Annotated in this window: 20 protein-coding genes; 17 read left to right on the top strand and 3 right to left on the bottom strand. The window is 53.0% G+C overall.

The window, feature by feature from the left end; translation table 11 throughout:
- From mutL to ACO7SM_RS19420, 15 genes are all read left to right on the top strand, one after another.
- Positions 1–1,860 carry a DNA mismatch repair endonuclease MutL gene (gene mutL, locus ACO7SM_RS19490; RefSeq protein WP_490468873.1) on the top strand — a complete coding sequence of 620 codons (1,860 nt, stop codon included), beginning with the start codon at positions 1–3 and terminating at the stop codon, positions 1,858–1,860.
- Complete coding sequence (miaA, locus tag ACO7SM_RS19485) at positions 1,853–2,803, top strand: tRNA (adenosine(37)-N6)-dimethylallyltransferase MiaA (RefSeq protein WP_490468872.1); 951 nt, start codon at positions 1,853–1,855, stop codon at positions 2,801–2,803. The genes mutL and miaA overlap by 8 nt, the downstream gene beginning before the upstream one ends.
- A gap of 83 nt (positions 2,804–2,886) precedes the next feature.
- Positions 2,887–3,195, top strand: a complete 309-nt coding sequence (gene hfq, locus ACO7SM_RS19480; protein WP_162383027.1) for an RNA chaperone Hfq — start codon at positions 2,887–2,889, stop codon at positions 3,193–3,195.
- Positions 3,196–3,268: 73 nt separating this feature from the next.
- Positions 3,269–4,549: a ribosome rescue GTPase HflX gene (hflX, locus tag ACO7SM_RS19475; RefSeq protein ID WP_490468871.1), complete on the top strand. Its 1,281-nt coding sequence runs from the start codon at positions 3,269–3,271 to the stop codon at positions 4,547–4,549.
- A gap of 125 nt (positions 4,550–4,674) precedes the next feature.
- Positions 4,675–5,937: an FtsH protease activity modulator HflK gene (hflK, locus tag ACO7SM_RS19470; protein ID WP_490468870.1), complete on the top strand. Its 1,263-nt coding sequence runs from the start codon at positions 4,675–4,677 to the stop codon at positions 5,935–5,937.
- Positions 5,938–5,939: 2 nt separating this feature from the next.
- Complete coding sequence (gene hflC, locus ACO7SM_RS19465) at positions 5,940–6,944, top strand: protease modulator HflC (RefSeq protein WP_490468869.1); 1,005 nt, start codon at positions 5,940–5,942, stop codon at positions 6,942–6,944.
- A 78-nt stretch (positions 6,945–7,022) separates the two neighbouring features.
- Positions 7,023–7,220: a DUF2065 domain-containing protein gene (locus ACO7SM_RS19460; RefSeq protein ID WP_490468868.1), complete on the top strand. Its 198-nt coding sequence runs from the start codon at positions 7,023–7,025 to the stop codon at positions 7,218–7,220.
- A 102-nt stretch (positions 7,221–7,322) separates the two neighbouring features.
- Complete coding sequence (gene purA, locus ACO7SM_RS19455; protein WP_162383032.1) at positions 7,323–8,621, top strand: adenylosuccinate synthase; 1,299 nt, start codon at positions 7,323–7,325, stop codon at positions 8,619–8,621.
- Between the two features lie 227 nt (positions 8,622–8,848).
- The gene (gene nsrR, locus ACO7SM_RS19450) at positions 8,849–9,274 is read left to right on the top strand and encodes a nitric oxide-sensing transcriptional repressor NsrR (RefSeq protein WP_192610827.1); all 426 of its coding nucleotides are present in this window, start codon (positions 8,849–8,851) and stop codon (positions 9,272–9,274) included.
- 38 nt (positions 9,275–9,312) lie between these two features.
- A complete protein-coding gene (gene rnr, locus ACO7SM_RS19445; RefSeq protein ID WP_490468867.1) occupies positions 9,313–11,763 on the top strand; it encodes a ribonuclease R in 2,451 nt (816 codons plus the stop codon).
- 87 nt (positions 11,764–11,850) lie between these two features.
- On the top strand, positions 11,851–12,582 hold the full coding sequence (rlmB, locus tag ACO7SM_RS19440) for a 23S rRNA (guanosine(2251)-2'-O)-methyltransferase RlmB (RefSeq protein ID WP_490468866.1): 732 nt from the start codon (positions 11,851–11,853) through the stop codon (positions 12,580–12,582).
- Positions 12,583–12,964: 382 nt separating this feature from the next.
- A complete protein-coding gene (locus ACO7SM_RS19435; protein WP_192614280.1) occupies positions 12,965–13,363 on the top strand; it encodes a DUF350 domain-containing protein in 399 nt (132 codons plus the stop codon).
- A 9-nt stretch (positions 13,364–13,372) separates the two neighbouring features.
- Positions 13,373–14,017 (top strand): DUF1190 domain-containing protein, encoded by a 645-nt coding sequence (locus ACO7SM_RS19430; protein ID WP_490468865.1) that lies wholly within the window; start codon positions 13,373–13,375, stop codon positions 14,015–14,017.
- A 2-nt stretch (positions 14,018–14,019) separates the two neighbouring features.
- Positions 14,020–15,186 carry a glutathionylspermidine synthase family protein gene (locus ACO7SM_RS19425; RefSeq protein WP_490468864.1) on the top strand — a complete coding sequence of 389 codons (1,167 nt, stop codon included), beginning with the start codon at positions 14,020–14,022 and terminating at the stop codon, positions 15,184–15,186.
- Positions 15,187–15,270: 84 nt separating this feature from the next.
- On the top strand, positions 15,271–16,893 hold the full coding sequence (locus ACO7SM_RS19420; protein WP_490468863.1) for an isovaleryl-CoA dehydrogenase: 1,623 nt from the start codon (positions 15,271–15,273) through the stop codon (positions 16,891–16,893).
- A 58-nt stretch (positions 16,894–16,951) separates the two neighbouring features.
- On the opposite strand, the gene yjfN is transcribed toward ACO7SM_RS19420, so the two are convergent.
- Positions 16,952–17,227, bottom strand: a complete 276-nt coding sequence (gene yjfN / locus ACO7SM_RS19415) for a DUF1471 family protease activator YjfN (protein WP_192610833.1) — start codon at positions 17,225–17,227, stop codon at positions 16,952–16,954.
- Between the two features lie 146 nt (positions 17,228–17,373).
- The gene (gene bsmA, locus ACO7SM_RS19410; protein WP_192610834.1) at positions 17,374–17,703 is read right to left on the bottom strand and encodes a biofilm peroxide resistance protein BsmA; all 330 of its coding nucleotides are present in this window, start codon (positions 17,701–17,703) and stop codon (positions 17,374–17,376) included.
- 183 nt (positions 17,704–17,886) lie between these two features.
- Here bsmA and yjfP point away from each other — a divergent pair, with 183 nt between their 5' ends.
- The gene (yjfP, locus tag ACO7SM_RS19405) at positions 17,887–18,636 is read left to right on the top strand and encodes an esterase (RefSeq protein ID WP_490468862.1); all 750 of its coding nucleotides are present in this window, start codon (positions 17,887–17,889) and stop codon (positions 18,634–18,636) included.
- Positions 18,637–18,767: 131 nt separating this feature from the next.
- On the opposite strand, the gene yjfY is transcribed toward yjfP, so the two are convergent.
- Entirely contained in the window at positions 18,768–19,043 is a 276-nt protein-coding gene (yjfY, locus tag ACO7SM_RS19400; RefSeq protein ID WP_490468861.1) for a DUF1471 family protein YjfY, read from the bottom strand.
- A gap of 303 nt (positions 19,044–19,346) precedes the next feature.
- Between yjfY and ACO7SM_RS19395 the strand changes: the two genes are divergently transcribed.
- Positions 19,347–20,111: a TSUP family transporter gene (locus ACO7SM_RS19395; protein ID WP_490468860.1), complete on the top strand. Its 765-nt coding sequence runs from the start codon at positions 19,347–19,349 to the stop codon at positions 20,109–20,111.
- The last annotated feature ends 15 nt before the right edge of the window (positions 20,112–20,126 follow it).

The raw sequence follows: 20,126 nt of genomic DNA, 5'->3' as shown, positions 1-20,126 counted from the left end.
ATGCCGATTCAGGTTCTTCCGCCGCAACTGGCGAACCAAATTGCCGCAGGTGAAGTGGTGGAACGACCTGCGTCGGTGGTCAAAGAGCTGGTAGAAAACAGCATTGATGCTGGCGCGACGCGAATTGATATCGATATTGAACGCGGCGGCGCAAAGCTTATCCGTATTCGCGATAACGGCTGTGGCATTAAAAAAGACGAACTGGCGCTGGCGTTAGCGCGTCACGCGACCAGTAAAATCGCCACGCTTGACGATCTTGAGGCGATTATCAGCCTCGGGTTTCGCGGTGAAGCGCTGGCGAGTATCAGTTCGGTGTCGCGGTTAACGCTCACCTCCCGCACCGCAGAACAGCCCGAAGCCTGGCAGGCGTATGCTGAAGGGCGTGACATGGACGTGACGGTTAAACCCGCCGCGCATCCGGTGGGCACGACGCTGGAAGTGCTGGATCTGTTCTACAATACCCCGGCGCGGCGCAAGTTCATGCGCACCGAGAAAACCGAATTTAACCATATTGATGAGATTATCCGGCGCATTGCGTTGGCGCGTTTTGACGTCACGATCAATTTGTCGCACAACGGCAAAATGGTGCGTCAGTATCGTGCGGTAGCGCAGGACGGGCAGAAAGAGCGTCGACTGGGCGCAATATGCGGTACTCCGTTTCTGGAACAGGCGCTGGCGATTGAGTGGCAACATGGCGATTTGCTGCTGCACGGTTGGGTGGCTGACCCTCGTCATACGACGGCGGCGCTGGCGGAAATTCAGTACTGCTATGTGAACGGCCGTATGATGCGCGATCGGTTGATCAATCATGCCATTCGTCAGGCCTGTGAAAACAAACTTGGCGCCGATCAGCAGCCTGCGTTTGTGTTGTATCTGGAAATCGACCCCCATCAGGTTGATGTCAACGTGCATCCCGCCAAACACGAAGTGCGGTTTCATCAGTCGCGCCTGGTCCATGATTTTATCTATCAGGGGGTTCTCAGCGTGCTGCAACAGCAGCTTGAGGCTCCGTTGCCGTTGGCTGAAGACGATGAGCCGACGCCAAGGCCTATCCCCGAAAACCGTGTGGCGGCTGGACGCAATCACTTTGCTGAACCCGCCGTCGCGCGTGAACCGGCGACACCGCGTTATTCGACGCCTTCTCCGGAGAGTCACACTGGCCGTCAGGCAACCGCACAGTGGCCACAGGCTCAACCGGGTTATCAAAAGCAGGAGGGGGAGGTTTATCGTCAATTGCTACAGACGCCTGCTCCGGCACAGAAAAAACAACGTCCTGATGCTGTCGAGCCTGCGCTGGCCGGACACAGCCAGAGTTTTGGTCGCGTACTCACCATTATTGGCACCGATTGCGCGTTACTCGAAAGCGAGGGTCGCATCCAGTTACTGTCGCTGCCAGTGGCTGAACGCTGGCTGCGACAGGCACAACTGACGCCCGGAAAAGCGCCGGTTTGCGCCCAGCCGTTGCTGATCCCGCTGCGCTTAAAAGTGGCGGTGGATGAAAAAACGGCGCTGCAAAACGCGCTCCCCTGTTTGGCGGATTTAGGGATTGAATTTCAGCTGGATGCGCAGCATGTGACCATTCGAGCTGTGCCTTTACCCTTACGCCAACAAAATTTACAAATCTTGATTCCTGAACTGATAGGCTACCTGGCGCAGCAATCTGGCTATGAGGCAGACAATATTGCCCAGTGGATTGCGCGTAATCTGATGAGTGAACATCCGCAGTGGACTATGGCGCAGGCCATTACCCTGTTGGCTGATGTTGAGCGGTTATGTCCGCAACTTGTGAAGACGCCACCGGGTGGTCTATTACAACCTGTTGATTTACATTCGGCGATGAACGCCCTGAAACATGAGTGATATCTGTAAGGCAAGCCTGCCAAAGGCGATTTTTTTGATGGGGCCGACGGCCTCCGGCAAGACGGCATTAGCAATTGAATTGCGTAAAGTTTTGCCAGTAGAGTTGATAAGCGTTGATTCCGCCCTTATCTATCAAGGGATGGATATTGGTACGGCCAAGCCCGACGCTGAAGAGTTAAAGGCCGCTCCGCACCGATTGCTGGATATTCGCGATCCTTTGCAGGCGTATTCCGCGGCGGATTTTCGTCGTGATGCCCTGGCGGAGATGGCTGACATCACTGCGGCGGGACGTATTCCGCTGTTGGTGGGCGGTACGATGTTGTATTTCAAGGCGTTGCTTGAGGGATTGTCGCCATTACCGTCGGCGGACCCAGAGGTCAGAGCCCGAATTGAGCAACAGGCGGCAGAGCAGGGATGGGACGCGTTGCACCGACAGCTTCAGGAGATTGATCCTGTTGCGGCCGCGCGAATTCATCCAAATGATCCGCAAAGACTTTCCCGGGCACTGGAAGTTTTTTTCATTTCGGGTAAAACTTTAACGGAACTGACGCAAACGTCAGGAGACGCTCTACCGTACCAGGTGCATCAGTTCGCCATCGCCCCGGCGAGCCGTGAACTGCTCCATCAGCGAATTGAGCAGCGTTTTCATCAGATGTTAGCTTCAGGTTTTGAAGCAGAAGTGCGGGCGCTTTTTGCCCGTGGAGATTTGCATACGGATTTGCCTTCCATTCGTTGCGTGGGATACCGCCAGATGTGGTCATACATTGAAGGCGATATATCATACGATGAAATGGTTTATAGAGGTGTTTGCGCCACGAGGCAGTTGGCGAAGCGTCAGATAACCTGGTTACGAGGTTGGGACGGTGTGCACTGGCTTGACAGTGAAAAGCCGGACCAGGCGCGAAACGAAGTATTACAGGTTGTTGGTGCTATCGCAGACTGAATGTGTACAATTGAGACGTATCGTGCGCAATTTTCAGAATCGAAAGATTCAAAGTACAAATAAGCATATAAGGAAAAGAGAGAATGGCTAAGGGGCAATCTTTACAAGATCCGTTCCTGAACGCATTGCGTCGGGAACGTGTTCCGGTTTCTATTTATTTGGTGAATGGTATTAAGCTGCAAGGTCAAATCGAGTCTTTTGATCAGTTCGTGATCCTGTTGAAAAACACGGTCAGCCAGATGGTTTATAAGCACGCGATTTCTACTGTTGTCCCGTCTCGCCCGGTTTCTCATCACAGCAACAATGCCACCGGCGGCACCAGCAGTAACTATCATCACGGTAGCAGCGCGCAGGGTTCTTCTGCGCAACAGGACAGCGAAGAAACCGAATAAGGTTTGTTGCTGTTTATCCATGTCGGGGGCGCCATAATAGCGGCCCCCGCTGGTTATTTATGAGGGTTTACGCTTGTTTGACCGTTATGATGCCGGTGAGCAGGCGGTACTGGTACACATCTATTTTTCGCAAGACAAAGATATGGAAGACCTACAGGAGTTTGAATCTCTTGTCTCTTCCGCCGGTGTCGAAGCAATGCAGGTGATTACCGGTAGCCGTAAAGCACCGCACCCGAAGTATTTTGTTGGTGAAGGTAAGGCAGTTGAGATTGCGGAAGCCGTGAAAGCGACTGGCGCTGCGGTCGTGATTTTTGATCATGCTTTAAGCCCTGCCCAGGAACGAAACCTGGAACAGTTGTGCCAGTGTCTTGTTATCGACAGGACCGGTCTGATTTTAGATATTTTTGCCCAGCGTGCGCGTACCCATGAAGGTAAGTTGCAGGTTGAGCTGGCGCAGTTGCGCCATCTGGCCACACGTCTGGTTCGTGGCTGGACCCACCTTGAAAGGCAGAAAGGCGGGATTGGTTTACGCGGTCCAGGGGAAACCCAGCTCGAAACCGACCGTCGTTTGCTGCGTAATCGTATTTTGCAAATACAGTCGCGCCTGGAGAAAGTTGAGAAGCAACGTGAGCAGGGGCGGCAGTCGCGCAAGAAAGCGGATGTCCCAACCGTATCTCTGGTGGGGTATACCAACGCCGGAAAATCCACCCTGTTCAACCAGATAACCGAAGCCCAGGTCTATGCAGCAGATCAACTGTTCGCGACCCTGGACCCGACGCTGCGTCGCATTGACGTTGCGGATGTCGGTGAAACCGTGCTGGCGGATACCGTTGGTTTTATCCGTCATTTACCGCATGACCTGGTGGCAGCCTTTAAGGCGACTTTGCAGGAGACACGTCAGGCCACGCTGTTGTTGCACGTAGTGGACGCGGCTGACGTACGCGTACAGGAAAACATCGAGGCAGTGGATACGGTGCTCGAAGAGATCGATGCTCACGAGATCCCGACTCTGATGGTGATGAACAAGATCGACATGCTGGACGACTTTGAGCCGCGTATCGACAGAGATGAAGAGAATAAACCAATCCGCGTCTGGCTTTCCGCACAGACCGGTATTGGCATACCACAGCTTTTTCAGGCTTTGACTGAACGGCTTTCTGGTGAGGTTGCGCAGCACACGTTGCGTTTGCCGCCGCAGGAAGGTCGCCTGAGAAGTCGGTTTTATCAACTTCAGGCAATAGAAAAAGAGTGGATGGAGGAGGACGGCAGCGTAAGTTTGCAAATTCGTATGCCGATCGTTGACTGGCGTCGCCTCTGTAAACAAGAACCGACCCTGGTAGATTACGTAGTCTGACCAGGACGAAAGGCCTGAAGATTTTTGCCCAATACTTATCGGATTTTGGGGTGCAGGACGGCGGCAACGCCCCTGTAGTGCAAAAAACGGGGTATATCACCGCATAACAAATATGGAGCACAAACATGGCGTGGAATCAGCCCGGTAATAACGGACAAGACCGCGACCCGTGGGGGAGCAGCAAACCTGGCGGCAACCCTGAGGGAAATGGAAACAAAGGTGGCCGCGATCAGGGGCCTCCTGATCTGGATGATATCTTCCGCAAACTGAGTAAAAAACTCGGTGGTCTGGGTGGCGGTAAAGGTACTGGCTCTGGCGGCGGCAGCTCATCGCAAGGCCCGCGCCCGCATTTGGGTGGTCGTGTCGTCTCCATCGCGGCGGCAGCTATCGTCATTATTTGGGCGGCCAGTGGTTTCTATACCATTAAAGAAGCGGAACGCGGCGTGGTGACACGCTTCGGTAAATTCAGCCATTTGGTTGAGCCGGGTCTGAACTGGAAACCGACATTTGTTGATGTTGTCACCCCGGTGAACGTTGAAGCGGTGCGTGAACTTGCGGCGTCCGGCGTGATGCTGACGTCTGACGAAAACGTCGTCCGTGTTGAGATGAACGTGCAGTACCGCGTAACCGATCCGCAGCGTTACCTGTTTAGCGTGACCAGCGCCGACGACAGTTTGCGCCAGGCAACCGACAGCGCCCTGCGTGGGGTTATCGGTAAATACACCATGGACCGCATTCTGACCGAAGGCCGTACCGTGATCCGTAGCGATACCCAACGTGAACTGGAAGAGACGATTCGTCCTTACAACATGGGTATCACGCTGCTGGACGTCAACTTCCAGGCTGCACGTCCGCCGGAAGAGGTGAAGGCCGCGTTTGACGATGCTATTGCAGCGCGTGAAAACGAGCAGCAATACATCCGTGAAGCAGAAGCGTACATCAACGAAGTTCAGCCGCGTGCAAACGGTCAGGCGCAGCGTGTTCTTGAAGAAGCGCGTGCTTATAAGACACAAACCATCCTGGAAGCGCAGGGTGAAGTGGCTCGCTTTGCCAAGATCCTGCCGGAATATAAAGCCGCACCGCAAATTACTCGCGAGCGTCTGTATATCGAAACGATGGAAAAAGTGTTGAGCCATACCCGCAAAGTACTGGTCAACGACAAAGGCGGTAATCTGATGGTTCTGCCATTGGATCAGATGCTGAAAGGTGGGAACACCTCCGGGGCAAAGAGCGATAACAGCGGGGCGAACAACCTGCTGCGTCTGCCGCCGGCGTCTTCCTCCAGCAACAGCGGAGCAAGCAACACCTCGTCCACCAGCCAGGGCGATATTATGGACCAACGCCGCGCTAACGCGCAGCGTAACGACTACCAGCGTCAGGGGGAATAACGATGCGTAAGTCAGTTATTGCGATTATTATCATCGTGCTGGTAGTGCTGTACACGTCTCTCTTTGTGGTTAAAGAAGGCGAGCGCGGGATCAAGTTCCAGTTCAGCAGCGTCGTGCGCGACGGCGACAAGAAACCGCTGATTTATGAGCCGGGCCTGCACTTCAAGGTTCCGTTCATTCAGTCGGTTAAAATGCTCGACGCGCGTATCCAGACCATGGACAACCAGGCCGACCGTTTTGTCACCAAAGAGAAGAAAGACCTGATCGTCGACTCTTACATCAAGTGGCGCATCAGTGATTTCAGCCGCTACTTCCTGGCAACAGGCGGTGGTGATGTTTCTCAGGCCGAAGTGCTGCTGAAACGTAAATTCTCTGACCGTCTGCGTTCTGAGATTGGTCGTCTTGACGTGAAAGATATCGTCACCGATTCGCGTGGTCGTCTGACCCTGGAAGTGCGTGACGCACTGAACTCCGGTACTGCGGGCACCGATGACGAAGTGGCGACGCCAGCCGCGGATAACGCGATTGCCGAAGCCGCTGAGCGCGTGACCGCTGAAACTAACGGTAAAGTGCCGGTCATCAACCCGAACAGTATGGCGGCGTTGGGTATCGAAGTGGTCGATGTGCGTATCAAGCAGATCAACCTGCCTGCTGAAGTGTCTGAGGCGATTTACAACCGTATGCGCGCTGAGCGTGAAGCGGTCGCGCGTCGTCATCGTTCGCAGGGCCAGGAAGAAGCGGAAAAACTGCGTGCAACCGCGGATTATGAAGTGACGAAAACGCTGGCGGAAGCCGAGCGCCAGGGCCGCATTATGCGCGGTGAAGGCGATGCCGAAGCGGCGAAACTGTTTGCGGACGCCTTTAGCCAGGATCCCGATTTCTACGCGTTCATCCGTAGCCTGCGTGCTTACGAGACGAGCTTTGAAGGAAATCAGGACGTCATGGTGATGAGCCCGGACAGTGATTTCTTCCGCTACATGAAGACACCGAGCACCACGGCACGTTAAAATAACGTCAGGTTATAGATGAGTAAAACCACCGGCATCTCCAGGGATGCGGTGGTTTTCTTTTTTTAAGGATAACGGATGAACTCAACAATTTGGCTGGCGCTTGCCCTGGTTTTGGTGTTTGAAGGTCTGGGGCCGATGCTTTATCCCAGGGCCTGGAAGAAAATGATCGCTGCCATGACGCAATTGCCCGAAAATATTTTACGCCGTTTTGGTGGAGGTCTTGTGGTTGCGGGCATTGTTGTCTACTACATGTTGAGGAAAACGATTGGCTGATCAAAAAGTGGGCTGATTACCCGATTTTAGCCCGCAAAAAGTGCTGTATATATAAAAAAGCGATGGTAGAATCCATTTTTAAGCAAACGGTGATTTTGAAAAATGGGTAACAACGTCGTCGTACTGGGCACCCAATGGGGTGACGAAGGTAAAGGAAAGATCGTCGATCTTCTGACTGAACGGGCTAAATATGTTGTGCGCTACCAGGGTGGTCACAACGCAGGCCATACTCTCGTAATCAACGGTGAAAAAACCGTCCTCCACCTTATTCCATCAGGCATTCTTCGCGAAAATGTTACCAGCATCATCGGTAACGGTGTTGTGCTGTCTCCGAGCGCGTTGATGAAAGAGATGAAAGGACTGGAAGACCGTGGCATTCCTGTTCGTGAGCGCCTGCTGCTGTCTGAAGCCTGTCCGCTGATCCTGGATTATCACGTTGCGCTGGATAACGCGCGTGAGAAAGCTCGTGGTGAGAAAGCGATTGGGACTACAGGTCGCGGTATTGGGCCGGCGTATGAAGATAAAGTTGCTCGTCGCGGTCTGCGCGTTGGCGACCTGTTCGACAAAGCCACCTTCGCTGAAAAACTGAAAGAAGTGATGGAATATCACAACTTCCAGTTGGTGAATTTCTACAAAGTTGAAGCGGTTGACTACCAGAAAGTGCTGGATGATGTCATGGCGATTGCCGACATCCTGACTTCGATGGTTGTTGATGTTTCCGACCTGCTGGATCAGGCGCGCAAGCGTGGCGATTTCGTCATGTTCGAAGGTGCGCAGGGTACACTGCTGGACATCGACCACGGTACTTATCCGTACGTAACTTCCTCTAACACCACTGCGGGTGGCGTCGCGACCGGTTCCGGCCTGGGTCCGCGTTTTGTGGATTACGTTCTGGGTATCATCAAAGCTTACTCCACGCGTGTGGGTGCGGGTCCGTTCCCGACAGAACTGTTTGATGAAACTGGCGAGTTCCTGTGCAAGCAGGGTAACGAATACGGTGCGACCACCGGTCGTCGTCGTCGTACTGGCTGGCTGGATTCCGTTGCTGTGCGTCGCGCTGTACAGATCAACTCCCTGTCTGGCTTCTGCCTGACCAAACTGGACGTACTGGACGGTTTGAAAGAGGTGAAAATCTGTGTGGCTTACCGTATGCCGGATGGCCGTGAAGTCACGACCACTCCGCTGGCAGCTGACGACTGGAAAGGCATTGAGCCGATCTACGAAACCATGCCTGGCTGGTCTGAAACCACGTTTGGCGTGAAAGAGCGCAGCGGTCTGCCGCAGGCAGCGCTGAACTACATCAAGCGTATTGAAGAACTGACCGGTGTGCCGATTGATATTATTTCTACCGGCCCGGATCGTACTGAGACCATGATTCTGCGCGACCCGTTCGACGCGTAATCTATGGCAATGCCCGGTGGCGCTGTGCTGGCCGGGCCTACGGTTTATCCGTTATCCCAGGCCGGATAAGGCGCATAGCGCTGCCATCCGGCTTAATTATTTGCAAGATCCTCGCTTTTTTCCTTCCCACACTGAAATAAATTAGCGGCCTGGCTGTTGGCTGGTTTATCATCAATATAATTAATACTACCAGGTCTATCCCGTTTTCCCCTTTTCCTGAGGTTGATGTGCAGTTAACAAGTTTCACCGATTACGGATTACGCGCGCTAATCTATATGGCGTCGCTACCGGATGGACGTATGACCAGTATTTCTGAGGTGACAGAAGTCTACGGCGTGTCCCGTAATCATATGGTCAAAATAATTAATCAACTTAGCCGGGCGGGCTATGTGACTGCTATTCGAGGAAAAAATGGCGGTATACGCCTGGGCAAACCCGCTGATAAAATTCGTATTGGTGATGTGGTGCGCGAGCTGGAGCCCCTGTCGCTGGTGAACTGCAGCAGCGAATTTTGCCACATAACCCCAGCCTGTCGACTCAAACAGGCACTTTCTAAGGCAGTGCACAGTTTTCTCACGGAACTGGACAACTATACGCTTGCCGATTTGGTTGAAGAGAATCAGCCACTTTATAAATTATTGCTGGTGGAGTGACGTAAAACTCCACTGGAGCTGACTACGGAGGAACCGAGATGTCACATGATCCTTTCCAGGAACGCGAAGCTGAAAAATACGCGAACCCTATCCCGAGCCGGGAATATATCCTCGAACATTTAACGAAACGCGAAAAACCGGCCAACCGTGATGAACTGGCCGTTGAACTGAATATTGAAGGCGAAGAGCAGTTGGAAGCCCTGCGCCGCCGTCTGCGCGCTATGGAGCGTGACGGACAGCTGGTCTTCACTCGCCGCCAGTGTTATGCGCTGCCGGAACGTCTCGACTTACTGAAAGGCACCGTTATTGGTCATCGCGATGGCTACGGTTTTTTACGCGTCGAAGGGCGTAAAGATGATTTGTACCTTTCCAGCGAGCAGATGAAAACCTGCATCCATGGCGATCAGGTGCTGGCGCAGCCGTTGGGCGCTGACCGTAAAGGTCGTCGTGAGGCGCGTATCGTGCGCGTACTGGTGCCGAAAACCAGCCAGATTGTGGGTCGTTACTTCACCGACGCTGGCGTGGGATTCGTTGTGCCGGACGACAGCCGCCTGAGCTTTGACATTCTGATCCCACCTGAAGAGGTGATGGGCGCGCGCATGGGCTTTGTGGTGGTGGTGGAACTCACGCAACGCCCGACTCGCCGCACCAAAGCCGTGGGTAAAATTGTCGAGGTTCTGGGTGACAATATGGGCACCGGCATGGCTGTCGATATGGCGCTGCGTACCCATGAAATCCCTTATATCTGGCCTGCAGCGGTTGAAAAACAGGTTGCCGGGTTGAAAGAAGAAGTGCCGGAAGAGGCGAAAGCGGGCCGTGTCGATCTGCGCGACTTACCGTTGGTGACTATCGATGGTGAAGATGCGCGTGACTTTGACGATGCCGTCTATTGCGAGAAAAAACGCGGCGGCGGCTGGCGTTTGTGGGTCGCGATTGCTGACGTTAGCTATTATGTGCGTCCGCCAACACCGCTGGATCAGGAAGCGCGCAATCGCGGAACGTCGGTTTACTTCCCGTCGCAGGTCGTGCCAATGCTGCCGGAAGTGCTCTCGAACGGTTTGTGTTCGCTGAACCCGCAGGTTGATCGCCTGTGTATGGTCTGTGAAATGACCGTCTCTACCAAAGGGCGTCTGACCGGCTATAAATTCTATGAAGCGGTGATGAGCTCTCATGCGCGACTGACCTATACCAAGGTTTGGCACATGTTGCAGGGCGATCAGGATCTGCGTGAGCAGTATGCGCCGCTGGTGAAACACATCGAAGAGCTGCACAACCTTTACAAGGTGCTGGACAACGCGCGTGAAGAACGCGGCGGTATCTCTTTTGAGAGTGAAGAAGCGAAGTTTATCTTCAACGCCGAACGCCGTATCGAACGCATTGAGCAGACGCAGCGCAACGATGCACACAAACTGATTGAAGAGTGCATGATTCTGGCAAATATCTCAGCGGCACGCTTTGTTGAGAAAGCCAAAGAACCTGCGCTGTTCCGTATCCACGACAAGCCAACGACGGAAGCGATCACCTCTTTCCGTTCGGTACTGGCGGAACTGGGGCTGGAACTGCCTGGCGGTAACAAACCCGAACCGCGTGACTACGCGGAGCTGCTGGAGTCGGTCGAAGGCAGACCCGACGCAGAAATGCTGCAAACCATGCTGCTGCGTTCAATGAAGCAGGCGATTTACGATCCGGAAAACCGCGGGCACTTTGGTCTGGCACTGCAACAATATGCGCACTTTACGTCGCCTATCCGCCGTTATCCTGATCTCTCATTGCACCGTGCAATCAAGTATTTGCTGGCGAAAGAGCAGGGCCATAAAGGTAACAGCACCGAGACGGGCGGCTACCATTACTCAATGGAAGAGATGCTGCAACTGGGCCAGCACTGCTCCATGACCGAACGCCGTGCAGATGAAGCCACGCGTGACGTTTCTGACTGGCTGAAGTGCGACTTTATGCTGGATCAGGTTGGTAATGTCTTTAAAGGCGTGATTGCCAGCGTGACAGGCTTTGGGTTCTTTGTCCGTCTTGATGAACTGTTTATTGATGGTCTGGTGCACGTCTCTTCCCTGGATAACGACTATTATCGCTTCGATCAGGTTGGGCAACGTCTGACCGGCGAATCCAGTGGTCAGATGTATCGTCTGGGCGATCGCGTGGAAGTGAAGGTCGAAGCGGTCAATATGGATGAGCGTAAAATCGACTTTAGCCTGATCTCCAGCGAGCGCGCACCGCGCAACGTTGGGAAAACGGCGCGTGAGAAAACCAAAAAAGGCGATAACGGAAAACCTGCGGGCAAACGCCGTCAGGCTGGCAAAAAGGTGAATTTCGAGCCGGACAGCGCCTTCCGTGGTGAGAAGAAAGGCAAACCCGCTAAACCTAAAGCTGAGAAAAAAGGCGATAAAAAAGCGAAAAAGCCGTCGGCAAAAACGCTTAAAATCGCTTCAGCCACCAAGGCAAAACGCGCGGCAAAGAAGAAAGTCGCTGAATAACGATATGACACTGTAGGCCGGGCGCGCGCATCGCCGCCCGGCGTTACATGCCGATGACGGCAACATTAACCATTAACGAGTACATTCATGAGTGAAATGATTTACGGCATCCACGCGGTGCAGGCCCTGTTGGAGCGTGCTCCTGAGCGTTTTCAGGATGTCTTTATTTTGAAAGGCCGTGAAGACAAGCGCCTGCTGCCGCTGATCCATGCTCTGGAAGCGCAGGGTGTTGTCATCCAGTTGGCGAACCGCCAGTTCCTGGATGAGAAAAGTGAGGGTGCGGTACATCAGGGAATTATTGCGCGTGTGAAGCCTGGCCGTCAGTATCAGGAAAACGATCTGCCGGATCTGATTGCCTCACTCGAACAGCCGTTTCTGTTAATTCTTGACGGCGTGACCGACCCACACAACCTGGGTGCGTGTCTGCGTAGCGCCGATGCGGCTGGCGTCCATGCGGTGATTGTACCGAAGGATCGCTCCGCGCTGTTGAATGCGACGGCCAAAAAAGTCGCCTGTGGTGCAGCCGAGAATGTGCCGCTGATCCGTGTGACTAACCTGGCGCGCACTATGCGCATGTTACAGGAAGAGAACATCTGGATCGTCGGTACCGCTGGTGAAGCTGACCATACGTTGTATCAGAGCAAAATGACCGGTCGTCTGGCGCTGGTCGTGGGCGCGGAAGGCGAAGGTATGCGTCGTCTGACCCGTGAGCATTGCGATGAGCTGATCAGCATCCCAATGGCGGGTAGCGTCTCGTCACTTAACGTTTCCGTTGCGACGGGGATTTGCCTGTTTGAGGCCGTACGCCAACGCGGTTAAGGCTATTTTTGCAGAAAAACCATCCAAATTAGGGATGGTTTTTTTTTATCTGAAACGGATAATGTGAGGCGTAAATTCGAGCTTTATCGTATTCATCATTAAATAGTCAATTTATGGAAGAATATATGGCATGGACAGCACCGGCGCGAATCGAGGCGCTACGGAATTTCCCTTCTAAGAATATGGTTACAGTAAATAATGAGCATGCTTTACTTATTATAATAAGTCATTGCGGCAATCGCCTTGCGTAGCTAACGCCCGGTAACGAGACGTTGAGAGAGTAACGATAGTGGAAAATCAGGTGTGAAATCTGTCTGTCTGTCTGCTGTTGTTATCTTATTGATATTAAAGCGTGTTATTGATTAATTTCAGGAAGAATATAATGCATATACTGGATTCATTAGTGGCTTTTTGCGCGTATTTTTTTATCGGTGCAGCCATGGTGATACTTTTCCTTTTTATCTATTCAAAAATTACGCCTCACAATGAATGGCAACTGATTAAAAACAATAATACGGCAGCAGCGCTGGCGTTTAGCGGTACGTTGCTCGGCTACGTCATTCCATTATCCAGTGCGGCAATCAATTCGGTCAGCATACCGGACTATTTTGCCTGGGGTGGAATTGCGCTGGTTATCCAACTGATGGTTTACGGCGGCGTGCGGTTGTATATGCCGACACTGAGCGAAAAAATAATTAATCACAATACTGCGGCGGGAATGTTCATGGGCACGGCCGCGCTGGCAGGGGGAATTTTCAACGCCGCCTGCATGACATGGTAATGGACGATCATGGCGAAAAAACGAAAATCCAGGCAGAAAAAAACGGCGGCGGGGCGTATTGATACTCTGCAAAGCGGCAATCCGGTTAGCGCCTCCCAGCCAAAACAGAACCGCTATGGGGGCAAATTTCTGACGCTGGCGATCATGGGTGGCGCCGCATTTTTCGGCCTCAAAAGCTGTGGTGATGAGGGGAGTGCGGATGATGATGGCGACGGCGTTTATTACTCTACAGTGAGCGATTGCATCGATGACGGGAATAGCGCCACCGTGTGTGCAGATGGCTGGAATAACGCAAAGGCCAGCTTTTACGCGGATGTGTCCGCGAACATGAGCCAGGAACTCTGCCAGTCACTCTATTTAAACTGCTATTTTGACAGCGTTGATCATAGCTGGCTCCCCGTGATCTCCGGTTTTCTGCTCAGTCGTTCGATTCGTAATGAACGCGATGAACAGTACGTTTACAGCAGCGGCGGTTCCTCGTATGTCTCTCGCCCAGCATGGCGGGTTGCCTCGGGTAATTATGTCTGGAGCGGTAAAAGAAATGCCACCAACTATCGTGATACCTCCCACCATGCCATAGCGCCGAGGGTCCCGACGGAATCTCGTGGGGGATTTGGCCGCTTCTTTAGCTCACATGGTTCCAGGGGAGGTTAACCATGCTGCGACATGCTGTCCCTGTGCGCAGAGATCTGGACAAGATCGCCTGCGATCACGGTTTCGATTTTCATATTATCGACAACGAAATTTACTGGGATGAGAGCCGGGCATACCGGTTTACCCTGCGGCAGATTGAAGAGCAGATCGAAAAACCGACCGCTGAACTCCATCAGATGTGCCTGGACGTGGTCGAGCGGGCGGTGAAGGACGAACACATTATGCAGCAACTGGCGATCCCGCCGCTGTACTGGGATGTTATCGCCGAAAGCTGGCGCAGCCGCGATCCTTCGCTGTACGGGCGGATGGATTTCGTCTGGTGCGGTAACAACGTCCCGGTCAAACTGCTGGAATACAACGCAGATACGCCAACCTCGCTGTATGAGTCTGCCTATTTCCAGTGGCTGTGGCTGGAAGATGCCCGGCGCAACGGCATGATCCCGCGCGATGTCGATCAGTACAACGCGATTCAGGAAAGGCTTATCGCCCGCTTTGGCGAGCTTTACAGTCGGGAGCCGTTCTACTTCTGCTGTTGTCAGGAAAGCGATGAGGATCGCTCCACGGTGCTCTATCTGCAGGATTGCGCGCAGCAGGCGGGGCAGGAGACGCGGTTTATCTATGTTGAGGATCTTGGCCTTGGCGTCGGCGGCGTGCTGACCGACCTCGACGATAACGTGATTAAACGTGCTTTTAAGCTCTACCCGCTGGAGTGGATGTTGCGCGACGATTACGGCCCACTCCTGCGTAAACGCCGTGAACAGTGGATTGAACCGCTGTGGAAGAGTGTTCTCAGTAATAAAGGGTTGATGCCGCTGCTGTGGCGCTTTTTTCCCAACCATCCCAACCTGTTACCGGCCTGGTTCGACGGTGAAAAGCCGTGTATTCAGCCCGGTGAAAGCTACGTGCGCAAACCCATCTACTCCCGTGAAGGCGGTAACGTCACCCTCTTTGATGGCAAGAACAACGTGCTTGAACACGCTGATGGCGATTATGCCGACGAGCCGATGATCTACCAGGCGTTTCAGCCATTGCCGCGTTTTGGCGAGAGTTACACGCTAATCGGCAGTTGGATTGTCGATGATGAGGCGTCAGGTATGGGAATCAGAGAAGATAATACCTTGATTACGAAAGATACTTCGCGTTTCGTCCCCCATTATATCTCGGGGTGATCCCGCTTTTGTGATCTCCCTCCGCAGTCGCTGACGTGGTACTGACCATACTTACAGTCACTGCCACTGGAGGAGGGAGACATCATGCACTGGCAAACGCATACCGTTTTTAATCAACCCGTTCCACTCAATAACAGCAATTTATTTCTGTCTGATGGCGCGCTCTACGAAGCCGTCGCCCGGGAAGGCGCTGGCTGGGATAGCGATCTGCTCGCCAGCATCGGCCAACAGCTAGGCACCGCAGAATCGCTGGAATTGGGGCGTCTGGCCAACATGTATCCGCCTGAATTATTGCGCTACGACCCACAGGGACAGCGTCTTGATGATGTGCGTTTTCACCCTGCCTGGCACCTGCTGATGCAGGGATTGTGTGCGAACCGCGTCCATAATCTGGCCTGGCAAGACGATGCCCGCGCAGGGTCGTTTGTCGCCCGGGCGGCGCGCTTTATGCTGCATGCTCAGGTGGAAGCGGGGACGCTTTGCCCCATTACGATGACCTTTGCCGCGACGCCGCTGCTGCGACAGATGTTGCCCACGCCCTTCCAAAACTGGCTGACGCCTCTTGGTAGCGATCGCTACGACTCTCATCTTCTCCCCGGCGCGCAAAAGCGTGGTTTGCTGATTGGCATGGGAATGACGGAAAAGCAGGGCGGTTCTGATGTTCTGAGCAATACCACTTTTGCGGAACGCCTTGACGATGGCGCATACCGACTGGTGGGGCACAAATGGTTCTTTTCCGTTCCGCAAAGCGATGCGCATCTTGTTTTGGCGCAGGCAAAAGGCGGACTCTCTTGCTTCTTCGTACCGCGCTTTTTACCTGATGGGCAGCGAAATGCCATCCGTTTTGAACGGCTGAAAGACAAGCTGGGCAATCGTTCGAACGCCAGTTGCGAAGTCGAGTTTCAGGACGCAATTGGCTGGCTGTTAGGCGAAGAAGGCGAGGGGATCAGGCATATCCTGAAGATGGGCGGGATGACCCGTTTTGATTGCGCGCTGGGCAGCCATGGAATGATGCGCCGGGCATTTTCTGTCGCTATCTATCACGCCCATCAACGGCAGGTATTTGGCAAACCGCTGGTTGAACAGCCCATGATGCGTCAGGTGCTGAGCCGTATGGCGTTACAACTTGAAGGCCAGACGGCGCTGCTGTTTCGACTGGCACGCGCGTGGGATCGTCGTCGCGATGAGAAAGAAGCGCTCTGGGCGCGTTTATTCACGCCTGCCGCGAAGTACGCGGTGTGCAAAAGCGGTATTTCATTTGTCGCGGAGGCGATGGAAGTGCTCGGTGGAATAGGGTATTGCGAAGAGAGCGAGTTGCCACGTTTGTACCGGGAAATGCCGGTGAACAGTATTTGGGAGGGGTCTGGCAATATCATGTGCCTTGACGTGCTTCGGGTGTTGAGCAAACAAAGCGGCGTATACGAGTTGTTGGCCGATGCTTTTGCCGACGTCAAAGGCCAGGATCGCTATTACGATCGCGCAGTGCGTCAACTCCAGCTACGACTGCGCAAGCCTTCAGAGGAACAAGGGCGGGAGGTAGCGCAGCAACTCTTTCTGCTTGGCTGTGGGTCGCAAATGCTGCGGTATGCATCTCCGCCGGTGGCACAGGCCTGGTGTCAGATGATGCTGGACACGCGCGGCGCGGCGCGTTTGTCCACTCAGGTACAGAATGATTTGCTGCTGAGAGCAACAGGGGGATTGCGTTAGAGGCGAGACTCCCAGGCCGGGTTAAGCGCAAACGCTGTCACCCGGCATACAGGGACAATCAGGCGTACAGTATGGCTTGTACGCGCCAGTTATCTGGCTGCTGATCTTCGTACATCTGAATAATGCGGTACCAGGAGGCGCCTTGCTCATCGGCTTTTAACGCCACGATACGTTCCACATCCTGCGGGTTCCCTGCAATATTGCTGACGGAAATCTGGCCAATTTCATTCAGGCCTGTGACGCAGTCAGCACTGGCGAATTCGGCAGACTGAGCCGTGGTACTCACCAGTCCGGCAGGAACCAGCAGTGAGGATAAGGCAAGTGATTGTTTCATCGTCAGCTCCATTATACGTTTCCCCACCTGGGTAGGGCATTCCGTCGCGGTAATAAACCTCCAGCACCCTGCTGTCGGTTTATTGTGCACAGGTAAACGCATAGGCACGCAAAGCAATGTAAAACTGACTAAAAATCAATCTACTGTTATTTACGATATAAAATGGCCTGTGAATACCACTGACCTGTCACGATGGTTTCATCGACCAACACAATAACGTAATAATCTGCTTTGGCGGCGATGGCCTTTGCTCTGATTTCCGCCACGGCGTCATCCGGGGAACCCCTAACCAGGGCACTCACCGCCCCCATTCGTTGCAACCCATGTGACTGGTCGCGGCGAATTTCCTGAGGTTGGTCAGTGACGGGTGGTGCAGGTTGCGGCGTACCCTGAAGTACACTGCAGCCGCTTAAGAACAAAACCAGCATCAAAGAGGCAAACCGGCGCATAACTCTATCTCGTTTCCTGATAGCCATAGTGTAGTGCCTTATTAATTTCCCTTTAGGGGGAATGTTCCCGAATTGTTATCTCTCACGCGATTTTCGAATGAAAATGTTGCGAAAGCGTAACCCAGTTCTCAACATTGTGAATCACTGTCGAACACATAAACTTGTGCTATGAATTTTGCCGTGGCATACCAGAATAAAAGAGGTGTAAAAATGATAGAGATTGAAACACGGTATCTGGCAGAGAATCCCGTTCTACATGCGTTTCCGCAGGGAAAACGTGAGACACCGCTACCTTGTCTCATTTTTTATCATGGCTTCACCTCTTCCAGCCTCGTGTATAGCTACTTCGCTGTTGCACTGGCACAGGCCGGGTATCGGGTTATTATGCCTGATGCGCCGGAGCACGGCGTGCGATTTACTGGTGATGCACAGTGGCGAACCTGGCAATTCTGGCAAATTCTGCAGCAAAATATGCAAGAATTCGCTGCGTTACGTGCGGCGGCGCAGGCGGAAAACTGGATTCTGAACGAACGCCTGGCGGTGGGAGGGGCGTCGATGGGCGGCATGACGGCGTTGGGCATTATGACGCGTCATCCGGAAGTGAAATGCGTCGCCAGCCTGATGGGATCGGGGTATTTCACCCAACTGGCACAGACGCTCTTTCCCCCGTCCTCACTGGAAACACCTTCGCAGCATGCCGAATTTGACAAGATCCTTGCCCCGCTGGCCGGGTGGGAAGTGACCAGTCAACTGACTCATGTGGCAAATCGACCGCTGCTGCTGTGGCATGGGCAGGAAGATGATGTGGTTCCTGCCTCGGAATCATTACGCTTGCAGCAAGCATTGAGCCAACGGGGGCTGGATAAGAATCTGACCTGTTTATGGCAAGCGGGAGTACGCCACCGCATTACGCCAGAAGCGCTGGCAGCCACGGTCTCCTTTTTTCACCAGCATCTTTAAACACGCAGAACGTTAACCCCTTATGCTCCAGGTTATTGCAGGAACATGGGGGCGACAGCGCCCAAAAAAAGCCCCCTCAAGAGGGGGCAAATCAAACTATGGCAATGTTCTCGTTGGTTGTTACTGAATGGCTAGCGATAAATGTCTGCGCTGGCATGCATGTTACCGTTGCTACCTGGCTCCCGGATCAGGATGACGTGGTAGTACGTTGCGCCTTGCGCATCTGTTTCTTCGTTCAGAGCTTGATCTGCTTCACTTTCAGTGGCGAAGTTATGGTTAATGTAAATCACGCCTAAGCTCTGCACATCATCCATATTCCTGGCTTGATGATTATCGATTTTAATGGCTGCCGTCGCATTTGCACTGAGCAAAAGTGCAGCCAGAAGGGTAAAAACACGGGCTCGCATACTGTACCTCCTCGACTGCTGTGTCTGGTCGGCGATATCTCCTGTGAATGGATAACGTCTGATTTAATTCTAATCGCTACTTGAGAAGGGGATGGCGACCATTTCTGATGCAGTTGTTCAAAAAATTACCGCATTGCCTTCTTCACCTTCATTTATAAGCCACTTGTGCATGTCGTTACGCTCAAAAAAATACCTGTTTTTTAAGAATGAACTCTTACGCAATAATCAATTTTAATGCAGAAATCCGCCCCTTATAGTGATCGCCAACATAAAGATAACTTTATGATATTAAGGCAGAAACTAATGGATACTTCATTCATGGATTTCAGCTATTTCACGATCATGTTTATGGTTGCGCTAATAGCCGGTTTTATCAATGTGGTTTCAGGCGGCGGTGGTTTTCTCTCCATCGGCGCGTTGCTGATTTCCGGTTTGCCGCCCGCCAATGCATTAGCGACGAATAAACTTCAGGCACTGGGCAGTTCACTCACCTCTGGTATTTACTTTTTGCGTCAGGGCCATATTAACGTTCAACAACATAAATATGTGTTTTTATCCGCTTTTGCCGGTTCAGCAGTGGGAACCACGCTGATCCAGTTTATTGAGCCGGAGTTACTGAGAAAGCTGTTGCCGGTGTTAATTATCGCCGTTGCCATTTATTTCATTTTTGCCCCCAACCTGAGTGAGCCAAAACAGCGGCAGAAAGTATCGCTGTTTCTCTTTTCGTTGGTGTGCGGTGTCGGCGTCGGATTTTATGATGGGTTTCTCGGGCCGGGGGCCGGTTCGTTTTACACGCTGTGCTACATCCTGATGTGGGGATACAGCATTGATAAGGCGCAGATCCACTCTAATTTCATTAATCTTGCGTCTAACATTGCCTCCATTCTGTTCTTCATCGCCGGAGGGAAAATGATTTGGTCACTCGGGTTGGTGATGTTTGTCGGGCAGTCTCTCGGCGCTCGCCTGGGCGCGACGGTTGTGCTGACGCGCGGTAAGAAAGTCATCAGGCCGATGATTGTGATTGTCTCCATCTGTATCAGCGTCAAGATGCTGCTGGACATGTACTGACGGCACTGTCATGAC

The sequence above is a fragment of the Citrobacter sp. LJND-P06 genome (assembly GCF_058188415.1).
The sequence above is the reverse complement of the archived record's forward strand: the minus strand, read 5'-3'. Positions and strand labels throughout refer to the sequence as shown.